We start from the raw sequence: 21,147 nt of genomic DNA on the forward strand, positions 1-21,147 counted from the left end.
CTCTTTGCAAGACCACTTTTCATGCCACTCAAATAGTTTTTACATTTGACAACATACTCTGCTAGCTATTTTATCATGGCTCCATTTGAAGCTTTGTGTGTTATTTTATTTGCCGTTTCTCAGCCTCCTTTGGCGCAGCCTAGGAATATCATCTTTGGGCACTTAATATCAGCGCTTATCGGCTTATTATTTTTAAAGTTGCTCGGTGACTCAGCATTAGTTATCGCCTTGGTTGTGGGGGGTGCCATTTGCAATGTAGTTATTTCGATGTGGGCATCCGCCAGCAGGCGCTAATCCGTTAGTCATATTGTTAACGACAAGTCAAGTTCATTATGATTTTAGCTTCTTACTGTTTCCGGTGTTATCGGACTCTAACGCTTTAGTCATCTTTGCGTACATTATTAATAATTTTACTGGAAAAACAAGTGGCTGCTCTATTGGTTTGCGTTTTTTTAATAGTAAAGTTCATAAATGAGAATAAGCGACTAATCTTATAGTTTAATTGAAATAAATAATTAACTTTATCAAACTAGATTCATAATTCGACGTAAACAAAAGTTATCATGAAAGGTACTGCTAATTTAACAGTAAGTATTCTAAGGGAGGGAAGACAATGCATTAGCTATTGTGACTTTGAAAATTTGCAAATAATGGCCTGCATAATGCGAGCAAGTTTTTAAGTAATAATTAATCGTATTTTATCCATTACAATCACTTAATATTTCATCATGCCAAAATCGCATTACATAATAGAAATTAGTTATTGCAATCAAAATAATAATCTTATAATTTATTCAAATTTTCGAGTATAATATAGTTACTAGCTTATCTTAATAATTGTAAACATGTTTAGATTTTATCATAAAAAATAAACATGGATTAATTTTCAATCTATCAAACAAAAGTTACATCGATTTTTATATAAATTGTTACCTGTTTCAATATAGAAGTTTCTATTTAATTCTGCATTTGGGATTGTAGTTCAACATATAATGTTTAACTTGGAGAAAGGAAATGTATTTATTAGAAATGACACCAAAATTTTTGTTAGCATTAATTATTTTACTTGTTTATGTGAAGTTGTCAGGCAAAAGCCAAATTGCGCCAATGTCCCAGCTTGATCAGGTTGGTAGCATGGTAATTGGTGCTCTGGTTGGGGGCGCATTACTTAGCCCAACAGTATCGCCTTGGCAATCCGCTGGGTTAGTCGCTATTTGGGCGGGTTTACTGGTTTTAATTCGTTTTATCAAATCTAAAAACTCACGCCTACGCGATGCCATAGATGGCGAACCAATCCAATTAGTGAAAAATGGACATTTAATAACAGATAATTTTATAAAAGCCAACTTACCGGTAAGAGATTTTGAAACTTTAGTGAATATACAAGGTATAGCTTCATTTGATGAATTAAAAGAAGTTTGGTATGAACTCAATGGTTCTTTAACCCTAATCAAAAAAGGCGATAAAGATATCGCTGTGCTTATCATTGAAAATGGCGGCATTAGTCATGATAATCTTGATCAACTCAAAAAAGATGAAGATTGGGTTAAACGTGAAATTTCAAAACAAGGTTATGAAAAAATAGAAGATATTTTTTGTGCTGAATGGTTTGATAATAAGTTACTTATTTATCCTTATGATGCGATTCGTGAAGGTAAAAAATAACCATTATCCCTTTTCTAGGGTGGAGTAATCCACCCATTTTTTAGATTGATTAATTAGATTTATGTTTTGATTAACGCAGTTGGCTATCTTTACTACCACGGCGGTTATATAAACTTGTCGCTTTAGCCAATTGCTTATCGAGTTCTTGTTGGCAAGATACACAATATTGTACGCCGGGTAATGCCGCTCTTCTGGCTGCGGCAATAGGTTCTCCACACTCAATACAAAAATGAGCGCTAGTGGTACTGTGATTGAGTTGTCGTCTTGCATTTTCGATAGCATCGGCAATTGTGCCTTCGATTTGTTGATTAACGGCATCGTCAGATGCCCATCCACTTGCCATAAAGGAATCCTTTTTATAACTGGAATAGTTGATTAATAATATGGTGTTTTTTTGAACATTTTCAAGTAAGATGTTATCTAATGGTAACTCATTTCAATGATAATGCTGATGTTAGGTAAAAATAAAGTCATTATTAAATCGGAGATTATTATGCAGCAATATGAACAAGCAACATTTGCAGGCGGTTGTTTTTGGTGTATGGTAAAACCCTTTGATCAGTATGAAGGGGTGATCAAAGTTGTATCGGGGTATACCGGTGGTCATGTTGCAAACCCAACTTACCAGCAAGTCTGTTCAGGCACAACAGGACACACCGAAGCCGTCCTCATTACGTTTGATCCCAAACTTATCAGCTATAAAAAATTGCTTGAAATCTTTTGGCAACAAATCGATCCAACCGATTCTCAGGGGCAATTTGCTGATCGTGGAAATTCTTACCGCCCAGCTATTTTTTATCACAATGAATATCAACATAAACAAGCATTAGCGTCTAAACAAACGTTACGAGAGAGTGGAAAGTTTGATAAGCCAATTGGTGTTGCGATAGAGCCAGCGGTGGCTTTTTATCCAGCTGAAGACTATCACCAAAATTATTACACTAAACAGCCTCAACACTACAACCAATATTACCAATTATCAGGGCGATCTGATTTTTTGGCTCAACATTGGCAAAAATCAAATAAAGGATGAATTAATAATGCAAAACTACCCACAATACAGTAGTAAACAAAAATGGATCCATTGGTTAACCGTAATACTGGTTGTATTAACGTTTTTATTGATGATGTTTAAAGTGACGTTGTCACAATATTTGGGTGGTATATTTACTATTTATGTATTGCACAAATCCTTTGGTGTGCTGATTTTTGTAATAACAATATGGCGGTTTTTCGTCATTAAAAGACAAGGCGTTCCTGATGTTTTGCCAAGGAATCAAAAACTACAGCGTATTTTATCAAAAGCAACGCAAGGATTTATTTACATTTTATTAATTATTGTACCGCTTTCAGGCTACTTGATGAGCAGCAGATCACTGAATATTTTTGGTATCATCTCTATACCTGCCATTGATATGCCAAATGAAACTTATCTATTATTTCATAAAATTCACCAAGTTTGTTCATATTTATTTTTAGTTTTACTTATCATACATATAGTTGGTGCTTTGTATCATTATTTTTGGATTAAAGATAAAGTGTTGCAATCGATGTTAAATCGAAATTAATCACCATTAATTAAAATAAACAACATTAAATAACATAACGAGAAGGTGGCTTATGAATAAAACGATGAAAGAAAAAGCTCTATCCATATTAACACCTATGCAATATTATGTAACTCAAAAAAATGGGACAGAACCGCCGTTCGAAAATGAATTTAACGCCAATCATCAAGAAGGACTATATGTTGACATTGTATCTGGTGAACCGTTATTTACTTCATTAGATAAATTTGATTCAGGATGTGGCTGGCCCAGTTTTGCTAAACCGATAGAAAAGGGCAATATCGTTGAAAAAAAAGACACCAGTTTTGGTATGCGACGTACTGAAGTACGCTCCATGAATGCTGATTCTCATCTTGGGCATGTTTTTAATGATGGTCCAAAAGCCCTAGGAGGCTTGCGCTATTGCATCAACTCGGCCTCTTTACGATTTATACCTAAAGATGAACTAGAAGATGAAGGCTATGGGCAGTATTTAAAGCTATTTGACAAAGAATAAATAAACACGAACAGAATAAACGTAACAAAATAAGAAATCCTATCATCTAAGATGATAGGATTAATAAAACCTTAACGAGTCTAATTCTTTCGTTTAAATAGAATATAACTAATCAACAAAAATACAAAACTGGTTATTAGCGATCCAATAATAGGATAAATACCTATTACAATACTCACTTGAGCAAACAAATTATCGGCAATATAAAACAAGAAACCAAAGCTAATGCCAATCAGCACCCGAATTCCCATTGACACGCTGCGTAGCGGACCAAAGATGAACGACAACGCTAGCAACATCATCACCGCAACGGATACTGGTTTGATAATCTTTTTCCAAAACAGCAAATCATAATATTTGGTATCTTGTCCTGAATTTTTGAGATATTGTGAATACTGATAAAGTCCCGAAGCCGACAACGAGTCAGGATCAAACGCTACAATACTTAATTTATCAGGAGTAATATTCGTTTTCCAAGGGATGGAGACCATATTGACACCCACTACTTTATTGGGCACCGTTAGCTCATTTTTTTCGACTTGCGACAAAGTCCAACTATCGTTTTCATAAACACCATAGGCGGCGTGGGTAATAGATAGTAGCTTATTGTCATCGACCGAATAAATATAAACATTAGAAATTGAATTATCGTTATTCACATGTCCAATAAATACATAATCTTTACCATCTTTTGCCCAAAGACTACCTTGTTCGGCCATTAACGAATTACCATAAAGTTTTTCAGAACGCATATTGCGTGCAGTTTGTTCACTAACCGGCGCAACCCATTCACCAATCGCCATGGTAATTAACACTAGTGGTAAAGCGGTTTTCATCACCGCAAACGCAATTTTAAAACGGCTAAAGCCCGAGGTTTCCATTACAATTAACTCACTGCGTGATGCCAGCAAGCCCAAACCAATTAAAGCTCCTAACAGTGCTGCCATAGGAAAGAACACTTCTAAATCTTTTGGCACCATTAACAGGGTATAAATACCCACCGAAAACGCATCATAATCAACTTTAATTTTTCGTAGCTGATCAATAAAACGGATAATACCCGACAAACTAATAAGTAAAAAAAGGCTAACACCAATGGTGCTTAAAATAGTTTTACCGATATAACGATCTAAAATCGAAAACACGCTTTTCTCCTTAAGAAGCCGTATATTTTAAGCGAAGTTTACGCATAAATAGGTTATCCCAACAATTCAAAATTAACGCCAATACAAAATATCCTAAATTCAGCATATAGAACCATAATTCGGGATCTAATCGACCTTTACCCGCATTAGCTTTGATGGAACTGGCCGACAAAAAGTAAACCAAATAAAGTAGTAAAGCCGGTAAAACTTGTGCAAGGCGTCCTTGGCGTGGGTTAGATACACTCAGTGGAATAACTAAAAATGCCATCAATGGCACCGAAACAATCAACGTTACACGCCAATAAAATTCTGCATTAGCTTTAGGCGTATTAATGTTGGTCAGTGCTAATAACCCCAGCTGCTGAACATCCACTTTGTCTGAGCCCTCGTTGGTATTTAACTCTTTGGGTTTAATGATGCCTAAATAATTATGAAAGTTTGAAATCCGAAAATCTTTTAATTGCGCAGTGCCTTCATAACGATTGGCATTTTCAAGAGTGATGATTTGATTACCTTCATTATCATGCCCAGTCTTACCTTTATTGGCAATAATAATAGAAGGTCGTTGATTTGCTTTTGGTTTAATTTGAGCAATAAACACATTTTCTAAATTATTATTATTCACATTACCAATATAAATCACCGAATTACCATCAGGTGTTTGTTGAAATTGCCCAGCTAACAACCCCGCTAAACTAGGGTTTATCTTAGCATTGGCAAGCAACTGATCTTGCTTAACGTTAGACCAAGGACCAAACCAAAGCGAATTGAGTGCCGTTAATATGCAGGTTAAAATACAAAGAAAAAGCACCACTTGATAAGTCAAATTCTTTTTAACTCCGCAAGCATGCATTGCCACCATTTCGCTGTCAGAATAAAGGCGCCCAAAGGTAACTAATACACCAAGAAAAAGGCTCAACGGCAAAATAAGATCAGCCATATTCGACACGCCCAAAACTAACAACGGCATAATTAATTCACGGGGGATTGAACCGTCAATCGCACTCGACAAAATTCTAATTAATTTTTGAGAAAAGAAAATCAGCAATAAAATAAACAATATTGCCCCTTGGGTTTTCAATGTCTCTTTAACTAAATATCGACGAATTATCACATTTTACCTATACATGTTGGCACAAAATCAGATTATTATAATCTGATTTGTTTGGTTTTAGTTATCTTTTTGTTGCTATCTAACAATGAACCGATAGAATATTAACAATCTCTACCCATTCACAAATGAGAAGCATTATGAAATTTCAAATAAAAAACAGCGCTATTATAACCAAACAAAAAACAGAGTGTTTAGTTATTTCAATTGATTCAGGAAAAAGCCAGTCTGATTTTGTTAAAGATATCGATAAATCAACCAATGGCTTAGTTAGTGAACTTATCAAATCAGGCGACATAAGTGGTGAACTGGGTCAAACCACCTTGTTATATCCAAACAGTAATAGCTTAAAACAAAAGATCTTATTTGTTGGATGTGGCAAAAACAAAGATTTTGACTTAATTCAAGCTACAAAAGTTATTCAAGCGGTCATAAAAGAGTTACTTGCTAAAAAAATTAAAAATATTACCTGGGATTTATTTGCGTTCAATAAAGTAAATAGCCTTGAAGTTGCCAAACAACTGCCACAAATTGTGAGTGACATAACTTATCGATTTGATGAATTTAAAACTACGAAAACCCCAGTACCTAGCCTAACGAACATTACATTATTGACCCAGGACAAAAAAGCATTATCATCATTAACTGATAACTTGTTGCAGGGTCAAATTATTGCCAATGCCATTGCGACAACAAAAACGATTGCCAATATGCCATCAAATGTTTGTAATGCAAAATACTTAGCCGAACAAGGCAAACAGCTTGGTAAATTACACTCATCATTAAAAGTTACCTGCCTTGGCGAAAACGAACTGGCAAAATTAAACATGAATGCCTATTTAGCCGTCGGACGTGGATCGCAAAATGAATCAATCATGACAGTGATGGAATACCAAGGCGCTAAAGATAAAAAAGACCAACCCTATGTCTTAGTCGGCAAAGGGCTAACGTTTGATTCAGGGGGAATATCCATCAAACCATCTGCTGGCATGGACGAAATGAAATACGACATGTGTGGCGCGGCGACCGTTTATGGCGTTATGCAAGCTGTAGCTGAACTCAAATTACCTATTAACGTGGTTGGCATCATGGCGGGTTGTGAAAATATGCCCGACGGCAACAGTTATCGCCCTGGTGACATACTCACCACCATGTCAGGCACCACGGTTGAAGTCATTAACACCGATGCCGAAGGGCGCTTAGTATTGTGTGATGCGTTAACTTATGTTGAACGTTACAATCCAAAAACTGTTATTGACATTGCCACCTTAACAGGCGCTTGTATCGTTGCGTTGGGTCATCACTACACCGGGGTAATGGGTAACAACGACAAGCTAATTGCTCAATTGATAGCATCTTCCAACAAATCGGGCGACAAAGCATGGGCTCTGCCAATTGATAGTGAGTTCCAAGAACAAATCAAATCAACTTGTGCTGATATTGTCAACGCAGGTGGACGTGATGGTGGCACCATTACCGCTGCTTGCTTCTTATCACGCTTTACCGAAAAATATCAATGGGCACATTTAGATATTGCCGGCACTGCATGGAAGTCGGGCGGGCAAAAAGGCGCAACAGGTCGCCCAGTTGCGATGTTGATTCAATATCTACAAGATCAATAAAACGAGCTAAGAATTTATGAAAAAAGTGATCTTCTATTTACTTGAAAACCAAACAGAAGCCAACGAATCGGGCATGCTATTTTATGAAAAGCTAGCATGCCAAAAGATAGTTAAAGCCTGGCACGCCAAACAGCGCGTGCTAGTTGCTTGTCAAGATCAGGCTCAAGCCGAGCGAATAGATGAATACCTTTGGCAACTCGATACCGCCAGTTTTGTACCACACAATTTAGCTGGCGAAGGCATGAAAGGGGGATCTCCCGTTGAAATCTGCTGGCCAGAAAAACGCAGTAGTAGCACTCGCCAGTTGTTGATTAATTTACAAGAACAATTTCCGGAATTTGCTGGTGTTTATTATGATATTATTGATTTTGTGCCAGTTGATGAACGACTAAAGTCACTTGCAAGGGCAAGATATAAGTTATATAAAGAGGCCGGATTTAATCTTAAAACGATTCCAATCACTTGCGAATAAATTAGGTGGAGAGCTTGTTTATTTTTTGCAGTTTCCTCCTCTAAAAAACATAAAGAAAAAACAAATAAAATCAAATCATTATCTGAATTTTTTAGCGGTTAAATTTACGCATTATCGAAAAAATACAAACCTGTCAACCATCTTTATTGTTAAATGAAAAGTGATAAAAACAGAAATCTAAAAAGCCATAAAAAAGGTTATTGAAAACAAAAATCCTATTTTTACCATCGAGTTTAACAAATATTTCTTAATTTTTGGGTTTAAATAATGTGTTGTCATCCCAATCAAATTCTTAAAATGAATGATTACAAAACGTGAATTAACCTAGTTTTGACCAGTTTTGGTTAGAGATTATTATCTGTATTACTATTGCTAGTTATGTTACCGAGAAAGTGCGAGAAAATGGTAAGGAAAAATATTAATGAATAGGTTTGCATAGTTAATGACTACCATAATGGAATAGCAACAAGGATAACTTCATTTTTTGTAGTTGAGAATAATAGTGTTTTGTTTGCCAACATCAAATTTTAACTTGTAGCAGGTTAATTTGTATTGCTTAGTATTGCATCAATTATTGTCTGTATAAAGATTATTTTGCCAGTTTATGGTATGATTAGCGTCAAATTCAAAGGCAATGAGTTATGGTGATTATGAGTTATCAAGTTCTGGCACGCAAATGGCGACCAAAATCATTTTCTGAGGTTGTGGGGCAGCAACATGTTCTTAAAATTCTGTCTAATGCACTTTCGCTTGGGCGAGTTCATCATGCTTATCTGTTTTCGGGCACTCGAGGTGTAGGTAAAACGTCGATTGCGCGCTTGTTAGCAAAAGGGCTGAATTGTGAAACTGGCATTACCGCAACGCCGTGTGGGGTTTGTGATAATTGTCGTGATATTGAGCAAGGCAGATTTGTCGATCTGCTTGAGATCGACGCTGCATCGCGTACCAAGGTCGAAGATACGCGCGAAATCCTTGATAACATCCAATATTTACCAACCAAAGGGCGTTTTAAGGTTTATTTGATTGACGAAGTGCATATGTTGTCGCGAAGTAGCTTTAATGCACTCCTTAAAACCTTAGAAGAGCCACCTGAGCATGTTAAGTTTTTATTGGCGACTACAGATCCACAAAAATTACCTATAACGATATTGTCACGCTGTTTGCATTTGCATTTAAATGTACTTGATACAGCGTTAATTGGTCAGCAACTTGAGCATATTTTACAATTAGAGCAAATCAATAACGATCCCAAAGCCATTGCGTTATTAGCTAAAGCTGCTAATGGCAGTATGCGTGATGCGCTTAGTTTAACTGATCAAGCCATTGCCCTTGGCAACGGTAAGGTTGATACCGAATCGGTGGCGGTCATGCTTGGCACGCTGGATAAGTCAATTCCGTTTACTATTATTGAAGCTTTGCATAATGGTGATGGTAATGCCTTAATGCAACAAATTGAAGCGGCCGCCGTGCAAGGTATTGATTGGGATAATTTGTTAGCTGAAACTATCACCTTGTTGCATCAAATTGCGTTATTGCAAGTAGTGCCAAGTGCATTGGGCGATTATACCGATAACGAAGTACGTATTCGTTTTTTAGCGCAATATATGGCGCCCAACGATGTGCAGTTGTTTTATCAAATTTTGTTAATGGGTCGTAAAGAACTTGTTTTTTCACCCGATAAAAAAATTGGCGTTGAAATGAGCTTTTTGCGTGCCTTGGCTTTTATGCCAAAGGCGGTTGATGCGAAACCACAACCAACGGTGCAGACGAGAACGAATAAGCAAGCAGAAATTAATAATCAGGTTGTAAATCAAGTTAAAAAACAAACTCAAATTCAACAATCCCAAACTACACACACCATAAGTGCACCGCATGTGAGCCAGCCACTTAATCACACTGAGCAGATTGCTTCACAACCAATGGCAAGTTCGTCTTTATTATCACCAAAGGAGCAAAGTCAGCGCCAAGAAACAAGCGATTTGGCCACCATTGCACCTTCAAAAGCAAAGCAAACAACTGCAGCTAAACCGGCAACGGCTGATCTAGTGATTCCCGATGAAGTTTCGTCGATGACCAAAAGTATTTTAGAAATGCGTATGCAGTTGATGAACGGGGAACAAAATCCAAAAAAGTCTGAATCGGTTGATGTGCATCAACCTAAAAATTCAACCATGCGTGAATCATTGGCGCGAATTAAACATAACACCACGCCAGTAAGTGATGATAATACTGATAGTCATAATAGTAGTTGCGATAATAATGTAGAAGAAATTACCGCTGAAACTTATCAATGGCAAGCCAGTGGCTTAATTGCTATGAAGGAAGAGCTAGTAATTGATACTAAGGCCTTTCGTGAGTCACTTAATGGCAGTAAAACGCCTGAAATGATCCAAAAACTAATTACCGAAATGGCACAAAAAGATGCTTGGTGTGCCGAAATTGAACAATTGGATTTGTCGCCGTTGATTAAGCAAATCGTAGTTAATTCTGCGTTTGAAAAAGTGGATAATAACACTATAGTGCTGCATATGCGTTCGGCAGTTAAACATTTGATTAATTCAATAAATAATGTGACTAAAGTGCAAAGAGCTCTTTGTGAACATCGTAAGAAAGAGCTTGATGTAAAGATTATTGTTGATGATAATCAAAACTATAAAACGCCAATTGAAATGCGCGAAGAGTTGTATCAACAAAAATTGGCGCAAGCCAAAAAAAACATTGCTGAAGATCCAAAAGTGGCAATAATTTGTCGATATTTTGACGCCAAGATTGATGAAGCAAGTGTTCGTCCTGTATAATTATAGCTGTTTTTTTTTAATGAGGAATTATTATGTTTTCAGGTGGAAAAGGTGGTTTGGGCAATTTAATGAAACAAGCCCAACAAATGCAAGCAAAAATGCAAGAAGCACAAGAAGAGATCGCAAAATTAGAAGTGACTGGCGAATCGGGTGCTGGTTTAGTTAAAGTCACTATTAATGGTACACACAGCTGTAAGCGTGTCGAAATTGATCCATCTCTTATGACTGATGATAAAGAGATGTTAGAAGATCTTATTGCAGCGGCTTATAATGATGCGGCTCGCCGTTTAGATGAAGCTCAAAAAGAAAGAATGGCACAAGTTACCGGTGGTATACAATTACCACCAGGTTTTAAAATGCCGTTTTAAGTGTAGCTTATTTTGACAGTAGGCGGAAAGGCAAATTATATTTGCTTTCCGCTTTTTGTAAATTTCACACAAATCATATATCGAAATTTCTTTGACTTTTACATTATCAAAATCGCTTATCTCTTTACTTTCTCCTTTGGTAATGATCCAAACTTGTTTATTTTTGCCCGTTAATGGTATCGTTTTCGGGGTGATTCCGCCGTCATTTTTTTTAATGTTGAAGGTTAATTGTGCTTTTTGGTTCAGTTTATTGATGTAGTTTTCTATTTGTTCTTCTTTAAACGATTCAAAGTTTTTTTGTAGCGTACAGTCATACATTACAGCTAAATTTTCGATAATAAAAAAACCATCGGCCTTACCCGCTTGATTATCACGATCAAATTGAAATATTTTGTTTAAACCAGTCACTTTTAATAAATCGAAGACGGCATCTTCAAACGCTAGTGGATCATCAATGTATTTGATCTGTTGGACTGAATTTATTAAACGTGTTTGATAGCCTTTGGCATCAATTTTATTTGCCAAAGATTTATTATCAGACAAACGCTGTTCATTGTTTTCTGTTACTTGATCTTTGATAATTTTAATACTTGTTGCAAATCGTTGACCTGAATCTTTTTCATTAGCAGTAAATGCCACTCGTAGGCCTATTTCTATTTCATCTATAGGTAAATTATCAAAATCCTTTTTAGCAAAATAATAATCCTTTCCTTCATCCAAAGCTCTTATAAATCCATAATAGGCATCTTCATTATTTTTATCTTTACAAAGTTTTTTTATTTGACTAATCATATATAACGCTCCTTAATGGAATAAATTATGTCTTCAAAGCATATTTCTTAATTATTGAATAATTACAACGTTTATAAACAAATTGACCATTTTTTACCGGTATTATATATAAATAGGCTCTATATATCATTTAGTTAAATGATATTGATGATAATTAATATTTGGTTTAACTGTCTATTTATACAGTTTTTCTTTATTATTTTTTTGCTATCAGGTAAACTACACCTTATTAATTGCTTATTAGTTACGCTTTATTATTAAGGATATATTGTGATTGGTCGTTTACGTGGCACCATTATTGAAAAGCAACCTCCCAAAGTACTGATTGAAGTCGCTGGCGTCGGTTATGACGTGTTTATGCCGATGACCTGTTTTTATGAATTGCCCGAAAACGGGCAAGAAGTCATTGTGTTAACCCATTTTGCCGTGCGTGAAGATGCGCAAGTATTGTATGGCTTTAATCAAGAACAAGAGCGTGAATTATTTCGTGAGCTCATTAAAGTTAATGGCGTGGGGCCTAAATTGGCATTAGCCATTCTTTCGGGCATGTCAGCATCGCAATTTATTAATGCTGTTGAAGAAGGTGAAATTAAAAGCCTAGTTAAACTTCCGGGAGTGGGCAATAAAACCGCACAGCGATTAATTGTTGAAATGAAAGATCGCATTAAGCGTTGTTTTGGAGAACAATCATTAGGTTCTAGCTCGGTTATTGATACAAATATCGTTCAAAAATCGGCTAACCAAATTGAAGGTGAGGCGGTTTCGGCTTTAGTTGCATTAGGGTATAAGCCACAAGAAGCTAGCCGTATCATTAATAAGGTGATTAATCCTGACATGAATTGCGAAACGCTGATTCGTGAAGCTTTAAAATCAGCATTGTAAATAGGGATTTATTATGATTGAAGCGGATCGTTTGATTGCTCCACAAGTGCAAAAGGAAGAAGAATCATTAGATCGTGCCATTCGTCCTAAATATTTGGACGAATACATAGGTCAACCACAAGTTCGCGAACAGATGAAAATCTTTATTCAAGCTGCTAAACAGCGTAGTGATGCGCTTGATCATGTGCTTATATTTGGTCCTCCAGGTCTTGGAAAAACAACGTTAGCCAATATTGTGGCGAACGAAATGAATGTTAATTTACGCACAACTTCAGGCCCTGTGTTAGAAAAAGCTGGCGATTTAGCCGCCATGCTGACCAATTTAGAACCTAACGATGTACTGTTTATTGACGAAATCCACCGACTGTCCCCAGTAGTTGAAGAAATCCTATACCCTGCGATGGAAGACTACCAATTAGATATTATGATTGGCGAAGGACCAGCAGCGCGTTCAATTAAAATCGATCTTCCGCCTTTTACATTGATTGGCGCAACAACTCGCGCCGGTTCGTTAACTTCACCGCTACGGGATCGGTTTGGTATTGTGCAGCGCCTTGAGTTTTATCGAGTTGAGGATTTAGAATATATTGTTAGCCGCAGCGCTAAATTTTTAGGTATGGATTTGTCAGATGAAGGCGCACATTTGATTGCTAAACGTTCTCGTGGTACACCGCGAATTGCAAATCGTCTTTTGCGCCGTGTACGCGATTATGCCGATGTAAAATCGAAAGGGATTATCGACAAAAAAATCGCAACTCAAGCGCTGGATATGCTCGATGTTGATAATGAGGGCTTTGATTATATGGATCGTAAATTGTTGCTGGCTATTATCGAAAAATTCATGGGCGGTCCAGTCGGATTAGATAATATTGCTGCTGCAATTGGTGAAGAGCGCGAAACGATAGAAGATGTTCTCGAACCGTTTTTAATTCAACAAGGTTATATTCAACGAACACCTCGTGGCAGAATCGCAACACCACATGCGTATCGCCATTTTGGCATTATTCAGGATAATTAGGTTAAGGTTGAGAGCGATTTAATGTGAATAAAAACGTGATTATTGGATGAATCACGTTTTTTATTACTAATTTTATATTACTAATTTTGACTTAACCGAGTTCTTTTTCAGTAAAAATCCCACTAAATAAATCGGTACTTAAATAACGCTCGCCAGAAGATGGCAAAATCACCACAATGGTTTTGCTGGCATATTCAGGTAATTTTGCTAAGCGATCCGCAGCAAAAACGGCAGCACCCGATGATATTCCAGCTAATATGCCTTCTTTTTCCATCAATTCGCGAGCTGTTTCGATAGCGTCTTCGTTTGATACTTTTTCGACTATATCAATTAAAGTTAAATCAAGATTTGCAGGAATAAAACCAGCTCCAATGCCCTGAATTTTATGCGGTCCTGGCTTAATAGTTTCGCCTGCTAGTGCTTGGCTAATGACGGGTGAATTGGTGGGTTCAACGGCAACCGCAGTAATATTTTTGCCTTGGTTTTTTTTGATATAACGCGTTACGCCAGTGAATGTACCACCCGTTCCGACACCAGCAATAAAAATATCGATTTGACCATCAGTATCTTGCCATATTTCGGGGCCCGTTGTTTTTTCGTGGATTTCTGGGTTAGCAGGATTACTAAATTGTTGTAGCATGAGGTTCTTTTTAGGATCACTTGCCACCATTTCTTCGGCTTTTTCGATTGCGCCTTTCATCCCTTTGGCTGCTTCAGTTAAAATTAAATTTGCACCTAAGGCTTTTAGCAGTTTTCGACGTTCAATGCTCATGCTTTCAGGCATGGTTAAAGTTAATTTATAGCCACGAGCAGCCGCAACAGCAGCAAGCGCAATACCTGTATTACCGCTTGTTGGTTCGATTAATTCAACATCAGAGGTTAATAAACCGCGCTTTTCTGCGTCCCAAATCATGTTCGAGGCAATTCGACATTTGACGCTAAAACTTGGATTACGGGACTCAATTTTGGCTAAAATATTACCATTACCAAAGTGTTTTAGACGAACAAGAGGCGTATAACCAATAGTTTGCGAGTTATCATCAAATATTCTACTCATGGATGAATCCTTATAAATGATTTAAAAACGGATAATCTTAGTAATTTTGTTATTATTATAAAGATAACTTAAAAAGATGATACTAATTAATAATTATAACAATATTCGTTTTGGACATAAGAATAGTATTGATAAAAGGGGTATGTTTTAACAAATATATAATAATTTGTATGCTATTTTTGTATTAAATTTCAATAAACAGGTGATCTCGCTTATCTGTGTTTAGATATTTTAATATTTGTTAAAATTAATTTATTGATTTTTATGTTGTATTAATCTAATTCAGTATTTTTATGAAATCCATCAATATCACATTCCATATCAAATTCAATTTTTTTAATCGCCTGTTCACAGCGGTAAATTCGGTTATCAAGTGTGGCTATTTTGCTTTGGTTAATAATTTCAGGTGATAGTTCTAGTTCGTATTTCATCTCTTGTAGTCGGCGCAAGTAATCTAAATGACGCATGTGTTTTTGGGCCAAAGTTTCTTCAATAATGGGTTGAGACTTTTTTTGGCGCAAGTTATGGGTCGCAAGTTCGCGAGTTAGGGCTGCCATTTGGTTGACTAATGTTTCTGATAAAAAAGTCATTTGTTCAATTTTTTCTGATTCGATATTCGCGACTAATGCTTGATAAGTTTGTTTGATTTTTTCAAGGTAAAACGTTTTGTCTGTCACTATTTTAGTTGTTTGAAACAGCTGCTCGTCAAAATAAGGCTCGTGAAATTGTTGCTCGTTTGTTAAATTGATTTGTTGTTCTAGTTTGTCAATTTGATTTTGTAGTGTTGTGAGTAAATTTGCCATTGTTGTTACCTTTTCTAATAAGGTGAGGAATCATCATCTTGTCCAAAATAATCACCTAAGTGCAATTTCGCTAAATTGATAAGGGTCATAAAAGCTTCAAATGTTAATTTATTGTCTTTTGTGCTATGTTCGGCGATGATTTTTTTAGCAATTAACTTTATTTTTAATTGGTTATAACAATCAATTAAGTTAAGCGGAAGGGGGGATAGAGCGCGTTTGCCTAACCAAAATATTCCTTGTAGCGGCATGCTTAAGGTAAATAGTATGGTTATTACTGTTACCGCAATTTGTGCCGACATGTAATATTGCCAAAGTAGTAAGCCAATAATGATAGGGGGCAAGTATTTAGTTGCGGTTTTTATGTAATTAATGATTTTTAATTCAGGAAATGAATGCGCTAGTTGTTTGTCTATCGGGCAAAGCTTTATATATCTTTGTCCCGCTTTAAATGTATTTATTAAATTCATATTTTTGTGATTCCTCGACATTCACTTCTTATTATCTTAAAATAGTCCCATTCAAATTGGGGGCTCTCTTTATTCTATCTCAAAAAACAAGATATCAGAAGTCACCTTAGCGTAGTCACATTGATTTTAATCATGTGTTAAGTTACCAATTTTGATTGGTATATGTCTTTTTATTCAATTTATAGGAATTACTATGTCATCAAGTAATAACGCTCTTGTTCTTAATTGCGGAAGTTCATCATTAAAATTTGCCATTATCAACCCTGAAAATGGTGATGAGTTTTTATCTGGATTAGCTGAATGTTTTCATCTTCCTGATGCTCGTATTAAGTGGAAACTTGATGGTGTTAAGAACGAAGCTTCTTTAGGTGCTGGCGCAGCACACAGCGAAGCAATTCGTTTTATTGTTAATAGCATCTTCCCACAAAAACCAGAATTATTAGATAGTATAAAATCGATTGGTCACCGTATCGTTCATGGTGGCGAAAAATATACACAATCAGTGATTATTGATGATTCAGTATTAAAAGGAATCGAAGATGCCGCTGCATTTGCACCATTACATAACCCTGCGCATTTAATCGGTATTCGAGAAGCCTTTGCTGCCTTCCCACACTTAAAAACTAAAAATGTGGCTGTATTTGATACTGCATTCCATACCACAATGCCAAAAGAAGCCTATCTATATGCTCTTCCTAACGAACTTTATACTAAACATGGAGTTCGTCGTTATGGTGCCCACGGTACTAGTCATTATTATGTTAGTCGCGAAGCGGCAAGATTATTGAATAAACCAGTTGAAGAAACTAATGTGATCACTTGTCACTTAGGTAATGGTGCATCAATCACTGCCGTTAAAAATGGTAAATGTGTTGAAACTTCAATGGGCTTAACTCCACTTGAAGGTTTAGTCATGGGTACACGAAGTGGTGATATCGACCCAGCGATTATGTTCTTCTTACACGACAATTTAAAAATGTCAGTTGCTGATATTAATAATCTTTTAAACAAAAAATCAGGTTTATTAGGTTTGACAGGTGTAAGTAGCGACTGTCGTTATGTTACCGATAATTACGAAACAGATGAAAACGCTAAAAACGCTTTAGATGTGTTTGTTCATCGTTTAGTCAAATATATTGGTGGTTATGCAATGCTTTTAGACGGTCGTTTAGATGCTATCATATTTACTGGTGGTATCGGTGAAAACGCTGAAGAAGTGCGTCGTATGGCATTACAAAAATTAACTATTCTTGGTTTTGAACTTGATCAAGAGCGTAACTTAGCTGCGCGTTTTGGTAAAGGTGGCACAATCACTAAAGAGGGTTCAGCTATTGCGATGGTAATCCCAACTAATGAAGAGCTTGTCATTGCTCAAGATGCTGCGCGCCTAACTGCGTAATAAATATTTAAAACCGCCTAAATGGCGGTTTGTTTTTTATATAAAAAGAATTAAGAGGTAAAAATTATGTCTCGTACTATTATGCTCATTCCTACCGGTACCAACGTTGGTTTAACGGGGGTGAGTCTTGGTGTTATTCGAGCTATGGAGCGTCAAGGTATTAACTTAAACGTGTTCAAACCAGTAGCACAACCTAGAGCGGGTGGCGATGCGCCAGACAATACGACAACTTTAGTTAGTCATAACACTTCAATCCCAACACTAAAACCGCTTAAAATGAGCCATGTTGAAAACCTATTAGGTTTAAATCAACAAGATGTGTTAATGGAAGAAATCGTAGCCCTTTATGCTGAAAACACGAAAGGTGCTGATGTTGTTTTGGTTGAAGGGATTGTACCTACGTCTGATTATCCTTTTGCTAATGAACTCAATAATAATATTGCTAAAACACTTGGTGCCGAAATTATTTTTGTGGTCAATATGGGCAAAGATACGCCAGAGCAACTTAGAGATCGTATTGAAATTGCTCGATCTAACTTTGGTGGCATTAAAAACGAAAAAATCGTTGGTGTGATTGTTAATAAAGTCAATGCGCCAGTTGAAGAACAAAGTCTTGCTCGTCCTGATGTCGCTGAAATTTATCACACACCTAAATTTGATGATAAAAAAATCACTATCGATGATTTAAATGCACATAGCCCATTGCCAATACTTGGGTGTATTCCTTGGAATATGGATTTAAGTGCTTGTCGTTCTATTGATATTGCTAAACATTTTGACGCTAAAATTATTAATGAAGGTGATATCAAAAATCGCCGCATTAAACATATATCTTTTTGCTCACGTAGTGTGCCTAACATTATCAGTCATCTACAACCAAATGCACTGTTAGTGACTTCTGCTGATCGGGCTGATGTATTAGTGACGATTAGTTTAGCTGCTATGAATGGTGTGGCTATTGGTGGTGTACTTTTAACTGGTGGTTACGAAATCGACGAAAAAATCGCAAAACTATGCCAACCTGCTTTTGATACTGGTTTACCTGTATTTACAGTTAAAACTAACACTTTCCAAACGTCAATTAACTTACAACAATTCAATTTAGAAATCCCGGTTGATGATAAAGAACGTATGGAAAACACCCAAAATTATGTGGCTGACCATATCGATGCTAAATGGGTTAAATCATTAAATGAAGTGGTGAATTCGGCACGTCGTCTGTCTCCTCCGGCATTCCGTTATCAATTAACTGAACTTGCGCGTAATGCGAAAAAAGTAGTGGTATTACCAGAAGGTGATGAACCAAGAACGGTTAAAGCAGCCGCAATTTGTGCTGAGCGTAATATCGCTAAATGTGTATTAATTGGGAATCCGGACGAAGTGCGTAAAGTTGCCGCTTCACAAGGCGTAACTTTAGGGCAAGGTGTTGAAATTGTTGATCCTGAATTAATTCGTGAAAAGTATGTACCTCGTTTAGTTGAATTACGTAAAAATAAAGGCATGACAGAAGTAATTGCTCGTGAGCAATTAGCTGATAACGTAGTACTTGGTACAATGATGCTTGAAGCAAATGAAGTTGATGGTTTAGTGTCAGGTGCTGTGCATACAACCGCTAATACTATCCGTCCACCATTACAATTAATTAAAACTGCCCCAGGTAGTTCACTTGTTTCATCAGTATTCTTTATGTTAATGCCAGATCAAGTGTATATTTATGGTGACTGTGCAATTAATCCAGATCCAAATGCACAAGAGCTAGCTGAAATTGCGATTCAATCAGCTGATACAGCAATCGCTTTTGGTATTGAACCACGCGTTGCGATGATCTCTTACTCAACAGGTAGCTCGGGTCAAGGTGCTGATGTTGAAAAAGTGAAAGAAGCAACTCGCATTGCTCAAGAAAAACGTCCGGATCTTATGATCGATGGTCCATTGCAATATGATGCTGCGGTAATGCCAGATGTAGCAAAATCGAAAGCACCAAATTCACAAGTAGCAGGTAAAGCAACAGTATTTATCTTCCCTGATCTTAATACAGGTAATACGACATATAAAGCTGTACAACGTTCTGCGGATCTTGTTTCGATTGGTCCTATGCTACAAGGTATGCGTAAACCTGTGAATGATCTGTCTCGTGGTGCATTAGTTGATGATATTGTCTATACCATTGCATTAACCGCAATTCAATCAGCGCAAGAACAAAACGCTGCAAAATAAGTTTAGCAAAACGTTCTAACTATAGATAAAAGGTGATGTAATATCACCTTTTTTAATTAAATTTAGTCAAGTAATGAGCTTTAACAGCTTGAGTTATAACGATTCAGTTTTAAAGTATTTTGTTTTAGAAATTTGAGACAAAGTTTTCAAAAACTTATTTTAAGTCAAATCCAAGCATTCAAAGTTGATAAAAACAATAAATAATAAAAATTTATAAATGATTTTATCCCTCCATGTTGGTTTTTAATAGTGTTAATAACATTTTCATAAATTGTTCTTTATCACCTTGTAGTGTTGAAAAAAAATCTTTATCTATTTGTTCAACCAAAGGTACAGTTTCATTTGCTTTATTCAATCCTTTTTGTGTTAATTGAATGGATTTTGCTCGACTATCTTTAATTGAGCAAGAGCGTTTTATATAATCCTTTTTTTCTAAATTCTCTAATATTTGGGACATTGTCATCACATCGATATTTGTTTTATTTGATAAAATAACTTGTGTTATTTCGTCTGGTTGCTGTGATAGATAAGCAAGCGTTGCAAGCACTATAAATTGAGGATGAGTGATAGACTGTTTTTTCAAGCAATTTTTGATATTCGTATGCCAGGACGAATAAGTTTTCATAAAAATAAAACCAATAGATTCAGAATCAGTTTGGAATTGAGTCAAAAACTTATTGTCCTTTGTCATAATTTACCCTTCAACTAAGCCATTTAATTTGTAAGTTTTATCAATAATATCATCTGAAATCTGTTTTATAAAATCATAGGATGCTTTAGTATCCATTTTTGGATCCGGTTTTAGAGAAATTTCTGATTTTAATGCATATTGATTATGCGATATTTCAATAATTTGATGTGAGAAAAACAGTAAACCTATTTCAGGCATATCAAATTGTTCTGTAAATTCTTGCTCATCAATAATCTTTGATAAAGTCACTTCCATTTTCGGTATATTTTGTAATTTGAAAATACCTTTAGCCCCTGTTTTTAAGTTACCAAATATACGAAAGTCTTCAAGATCAGTTTCCCATAATTTTCTTAAATTAAGATCAGTATAGTATTGCCAAATTTGAGTTGGTTTAGCTTTGGTTGGTAATATGAAAGAAATTGAAATGGTATTCATAGAGCCTCCTTTTGGTAAGTTAACTTATTATAAGTTTACTTATTAATTAAGTAAAGAGAATTCAATTTTTTTGATTTGTTGACTTATCACAAGGTTGGTTTGATGACCATGATATTGAATTCTGTAATAAGATGATTTCAA

The 21,147-nt window shown here is 36.0% G+C and carries 23 protein-coding genes; 14 read left to right on the forward strand and 9 right to left on the reverse strand.

What is annotated here, in order from left to right; all coding sequences use genetic code 11:
* The first annotated feature begins 75 nt into the window (after positions 1-75).
* The 3 genes from A9G22_RS11720 to A9G22_RS00630 all read left to right on the forward strand — a co-directional run bounded on the left by A9G22_RS11720 (position 76) and on the right by A9G22_RS00630 (position 1,665).
* On the forward strand, positions 76-294 hold the full coding sequence (locus A9G22_RS11720; RefSeq protein ID WP_218058694.1) for an HPP family protein: 219 nt from the start codon (positions 76-78) through the stop codon (positions 292-294).
* A 13-nt stretch (positions 295-307) separates the two neighbouring features.
* Entirely contained in the window at positions 308-475 is a 168-nt protein-coding gene (locus A9G22_RS11725; RefSeq protein WP_442899729.1) for an HPP family protein, read from the forward strand.
* A 539-nt stretch (positions 476-1,014) separates the two neighbouring features.
* On the forward strand, positions 1,015-1,665 hold the full coding sequence (locus A9G22_RS00630) for a DUF421 domain-containing protein (protein ID WP_065586363.1): 651 nt from the start codon (positions 1,015-1,017) through the stop codon (positions 1,663-1,665).
* A gap of 70 nt (positions 1,666-1,735) precedes the next feature.
* Here A9G22_RS00630 and A9G22_RS00635 read toward each other — a convergent pair whose 3' ends face one another.
* A complete protein-coding gene (locus A9G22_RS00635; protein WP_065586362.1) occupies positions 1,736-2,008 on the reverse strand; it encodes a DksA/TraR family C4-type zinc finger protein in 273 nt (90 codons plus the stop codon).
* 150 nt (positions 2,009-2,158) lie between these two features.
* Between A9G22_RS00635 and msrA the strand changes: the two genes are divergently transcribed.
* The 3 genes from msrA (at position 2,159) to msrB (ending at position 3,729) form a co-directional block, all read left to right on the forward strand.
* Positions 2,159-2,698: a peptide-methionine (S)-S-oxide reductase MsrA gene (msrA, locus tag A9G22_RS00640; RefSeq protein ID WP_075508139.1), complete on the forward strand. Its 540-nt coding sequence runs from the start codon at positions 2,159-2,161 to the stop codon at positions 2,696-2,698.
* Between the two features lie 7 nt (positions 2,699-2,705).
* The gene (locus A9G22_RS00645) at positions 2,706-3,233 is read left to right on the forward strand and encodes a cytochrome b (RefSeq protein WP_075508134.1); all 528 of its coding nucleotides are present in this window, start codon (positions 2,706-2,708) and stop codon (positions 3,231-3,233) included.
* Between the two features lie 64 nt (positions 3,234-3,297).
* A complete protein-coding gene (msrB, locus tag A9G22_RS00650; protein WP_065586377.1) occupies positions 3,298-3,729 on the forward strand; it encodes a peptide-methionine (R)-S-oxide reductase MsrB in 432 nt (143 codons plus the stop codon).
* Positions 3,730-3,809: 80 nt separating this feature from the next.
* Here the strand turns inward: msrB and lptG are convergent, their stop codons facing one another.
* Together lptG and lptF are read right to left on the reverse strand one after the other, a co-directional pair.
* On the reverse strand, positions 3,810-4,874 hold the full coding sequence (lptG, locus tag A9G22_RS00655) for an LPS export ABC transporter permease LptG (RefSeq protein ID WP_065586360.1): 1,065 nt from the start codon (positions 4,872-4,874) through the stop codon (positions 3,810-3,812).
* A gap of 10 nt (positions 4,875-4,884) precedes the next feature.
* Positions 4,885-5,988 (reverse strand): LPS export ABC transporter permease LptF, encoded by a 1,104-nt coding sequence (gene lptF / locus A9G22_RS00660; protein ID WP_065586359.1) that lies wholly within the window; start codon positions 5,986-5,988, stop codon positions 4,885-4,887.
* A 137-nt stretch (positions 5,989-6,125) separates the two neighbouring features.
* On the opposite strand from lptF, the gene A9G22_RS00665 reads away from it, so the two are divergent.
* The 4 genes from A9G22_RS00665 to A9G22_RS00680 all read left to right on the forward strand — a co-directional run bounded on the left by A9G22_RS00665 (position 6,126) and on the right by A9G22_RS00680 (position 11,245).
* Positions 6,126-7,607 (forward strand): leucyl aminopeptidase, encoded by a 1,482-nt coding sequence (locus tag A9G22_RS00665; protein ID WP_075508135.1) that lies wholly within the window; start codon positions 6,126-6,128, stop codon positions 7,605-7,607.
* A gap of 16 nt (positions 7,608-7,623) precedes the next feature.
* On the forward strand, positions 7,624-8,079 hold the full coding sequence (locus A9G22_RS00670; RefSeq protein WP_075508136.1) for a DNA polymerase III subunit chi: 456 nt from the start codon (positions 7,624-7,626) through the stop codon (positions 8,077-8,079).
* Between the two features lie 650 nt (positions 8,080-8,729).
* Positions 8,730-10,877 (forward strand): DNA polymerase III subunit gamma/tau, encoded by a 2,148-nt coding sequence (gene dnaX / locus A9G22_RS00675; RefSeq protein WP_075508140.1) that lies wholly within the window; start codon positions 8,730-8,732, stop codon positions 10,875-10,877.
* Positions 10,878-10,909: 32 nt separating this feature from the next.
* The gene (locus tag A9G22_RS00680) at positions 10,910-11,245 is read left to right on the forward strand and encodes a YbaB/EbfC family nucleoid-associated protein (RefSeq protein ID WP_065586356.1); all 336 of its coding nucleotides are present in this window, start codon (positions 10,910-10,912) and stop codon (positions 11,243-11,245) included.
* Here the strand turns inward: A9G22_RS00680 and A9G22_RS00685 are convergent.
* The gene (locus A9G22_RS00685) at positions 11,216-12,037 is read right to left on the reverse strand and encodes a cold-shock protein (RefSeq protein WP_075508137.1); all 822 of its coding nucleotides are present in this window, start codon (positions 12,035-12,037) and stop codon (positions 11,216-11,218) included. The two genes, A9G22_RS00680 and A9G22_RS00685, sit on opposite strands and share 30 nt — an antisense overlap.
* A gap of 270 nt (positions 12,038-12,307) precedes the next feature.
* On the opposite strand from A9G22_RS00685, the gene ruvA reads away from it, so the two are divergent.
* Both ruvA and ruvB read left to right on the forward strand, forming a co-directional pair.
* Positions 12,308-12,919: a Holliday junction branch migration protein RuvA gene (ruvA, locus tag A9G22_RS00690; protein WP_065586354.1), complete on the forward strand. Its 612-nt coding sequence runs from the start codon at positions 12,308-12,310 to the stop codon at positions 12,917-12,919.
* 13 nt (positions 12,920-12,932) lie between these two features.
* Positions 12,933-13,937, forward strand: coding sequence for a Holliday junction branch migration DNA helicase RuvB (ruvB, locus tag A9G22_RS00695; RefSeq protein WP_065586353.1), 1,005 nt, complete (start codon positions 12,933-12,935; stop codon positions 13,935-13,937).
* A gap of 91 nt (positions 13,938-14,028) precedes the next feature.
* On the opposite strand, the gene cysK is transcribed toward ruvB, so the two are convergent.
* The 3 genes from cysK to yfbV form a co-directional block, all read right to left on the reverse strand.
* Complete coding sequence (cysK, locus tag A9G22_RS00700) at positions 14,029-14,994, reverse strand: cysteine synthase A (RefSeq protein WP_065586352.1); 966 nt, start codon at positions 14,992-14,994, stop codon at positions 14,029-14,031.
* A 272-nt stretch (positions 14,995-15,266) separates the two neighbouring features.
* Positions 15,267-15,797: a primosomal replication protein PriC gene (priC, locus tag A9G22_RS00705; RefSeq protein WP_065586351.1), complete on the reverse strand. Its 531-nt coding sequence runs from the start codon at positions 15,795-15,797 to the stop codon at positions 15,267-15,269.
* Positions 15,798-15,811: 14 nt separating this feature from the next.
* The gene (yfbV, locus tag A9G22_RS00710) at positions 15,812-16,264 is read right to left on the reverse strand and encodes a terminus macrodomain insulation protein YfbV (protein ID WP_065586350.1); all 453 of its coding nucleotides are present in this window, start codon (positions 16,262-16,264) and stop codon (positions 15,812-15,814) included.
* 193 nt (positions 16,265-16,457) lie between these two features.
* On the opposite strand from yfbV, the gene A9G22_RS00715 reads away from it, so the two are divergent.
* The gene (locus tag A9G22_RS00715) at positions 16,458-17,663 is read left to right on the forward strand and encodes an acetate kinase (protein ID WP_065586349.1); all 1,206 of its coding nucleotides are present in this window, start codon (positions 16,458-16,460) and stop codon (positions 17,661-17,663) included.
* Between the two features lie 66 nt (positions 17,664-17,729).
* Entirely contained in the window at positions 17,730-19,880 is a 2,151-nt protein-coding gene (pta, locus tag A9G22_RS00720) for a phosphate acetyltransferase (RefSeq protein ID WP_075508138.1), read from the forward strand.
* Between the two features lie 223 nt (positions 19,881-20,103).
* Here the strand turns inward: pta and A9G22_RS00725 are convergent, their stop codons facing one another.
* Positions 20,104-20,571 (reverse strand): MarR family winged helix-turn-helix transcriptional regulator, encoded by a 468-nt coding sequence (locus A9G22_RS00725; protein ID WP_065586347.1) that lies wholly within the window; start codon positions 20,569-20,571, stop codon positions 20,104-20,106.
* Positions 20,572-20,574: 3 nt separating this feature from the next.
* Positions 20,575-21,006, reverse strand: coding sequence for a hypothetical protein (locus A9G22_RS00730; RefSeq protein WP_065586346.1), 432 nt, complete (start codon positions 21,004-21,006; stop codon positions 20,575-20,577).
* Between the last annotated feature and the right edge of the window lie 141 nt (positions 21,007-21,147).

Source organism: Gilliamella sp. App2-1, assembly GCF_001690255.1.
Taxonomy (GTDB): Bacteria; Pseudomonadota; Gammaproteobacteria; order Enterobacterales; family Orbaceae; genus Gilliamella; species Gilliamella apicola_G.

What these genes read in the sequence shown, in the direction of transcription:
- A9G22_RS11720 (WP_218058694.1), top strand. Translation starts at nt 76, where the DNA reads ATGGCTCCATTTGAAGCTTTGTGTGTTATTTTATTTGCCGTTTCTCAG.
- A9G22_RS00630 (WP_065586363.1), top strand. Translation starts at nt 1,015, where the DNA reads ATGTATTTATTAGAAATGACACCAAAATTTTTGTTAGCATTAATTATT.
- A9G22_RS00635 (WP_065586362.1), bottom strand. Translation starts at nt 2,008, where the DNA reads ATGGCAAGTGGATGGGCATCTGACGATGCCGTTAATCAACAAATCGAA.
- msrA (WP_075508139.1), top strand. Translation starts at nt 2,159, where the DNA reads ATGCAGCAATATGAACAAGCAACATTTGCAGGCGGTTGTTTTTGGTGT.
- A9G22_RS00645 (WP_075508134.1), top strand. Translation starts at nt 2,706, where the DNA reads ATGCAAAACTACCCACAATACAGTAGTAAACAAAAATGGATCCATTGG.
- msrB (WP_065586377.1), top strand. Translation starts at nt 3,298, where the DNA reads ATGAAAGAAAAAGCTCTATCCATATTAACACCTATGCAATATTATGTA.
- A9G22_RS00665 (WP_075508135.1), top strand. Translation starts at nt 6,126, where the DNA reads ATGAAATTTCAAATAAAAAACAGCGCTATTATAACCAAACAAAAAACA.
- A9G22_RS00670 (WP_075508136.1), top strand. Translation starts at nt 7,624, where the DNA reads ATGAAAAAAGTGATCTTCTATTTACTTGAAAACCAAACAGAAGCCAAC.
- dnaX (WP_075508140.1), top strand. Translation starts at nt 8,730, where the DNA reads ATGAGTTATCAAGTTCTGGCACGCAAATGGCGACCAAAATCATTTTCT.
- A9G22_RS00680 (WP_065586356.1), top strand. Translation starts at nt 10,910, where the DNA reads ATGTTTTCAGGTGGAAAAGGTGGTTTGGGCAATTTAATGAAACAAGCC.
- A9G22_RS00685 (WP_075508137.1), bottom strand. Translation starts at nt 12,037, where the DNA reads ATGATTAGTCAAATAAAAAAACTTTGTAAAGATAAAAATAATGAAGAT.
- ruvB (WP_065586353.1), top strand. Translation starts at nt 12,933, where the DNA reads ATGATTGAAGCGGATCGTTTGATTGCTCCACAAGTGCAAAAGGAAGAA.
- cysK (WP_065586352.1), bottom strand. Translation starts at nt 14,994, where the DNA reads ATGAGTAGAATATTTGATGATAACTCGCAAACTATTGGTTATACGCCT.
- priC (WP_065586351.1), bottom strand. Translation starts at nt 15,797, where the DNA reads ATGGCAAATTTACTCACAACACTACAAAATCAAATTGACAAACTAGAA.
- yfbV (WP_065586350.1), bottom strand. Translation starts at nt 16,264, where the DNA reads ATGAATTTAATAAATACATTTAAAGCGGGACAAAGATATATAAAGCTT.
- A9G22_RS00715 (WP_065586349.1), top strand. Translation starts at nt 16,458, where the DNA reads ATGTCATCAAGTAATAACGCTCTTGTTCTTAATTGCGGAAGTTCATCA.
- pta (WP_075508138.1), top strand. Translation starts at nt 17,730, where the DNA reads ATGTCTCGTACTATTATGCTCATTCCTACCGGTACCAACGTTGGTTTA.
- A9G22_RS00725 (WP_065586347.1), bottom strand. Translation starts at nt 20,571, where the DNA reads ATGACAAAGGACAATAAGTTTTTGACTCAATTCCAAACTGATTCTGAA.
- A9G22_RS00730 (WP_065586346.1), bottom strand. Translation starts at nt 21,006, where the DNA reads ATGAATACCATTTCAATTTCTTTCATATTACCAACCAAAGCTAAACCA.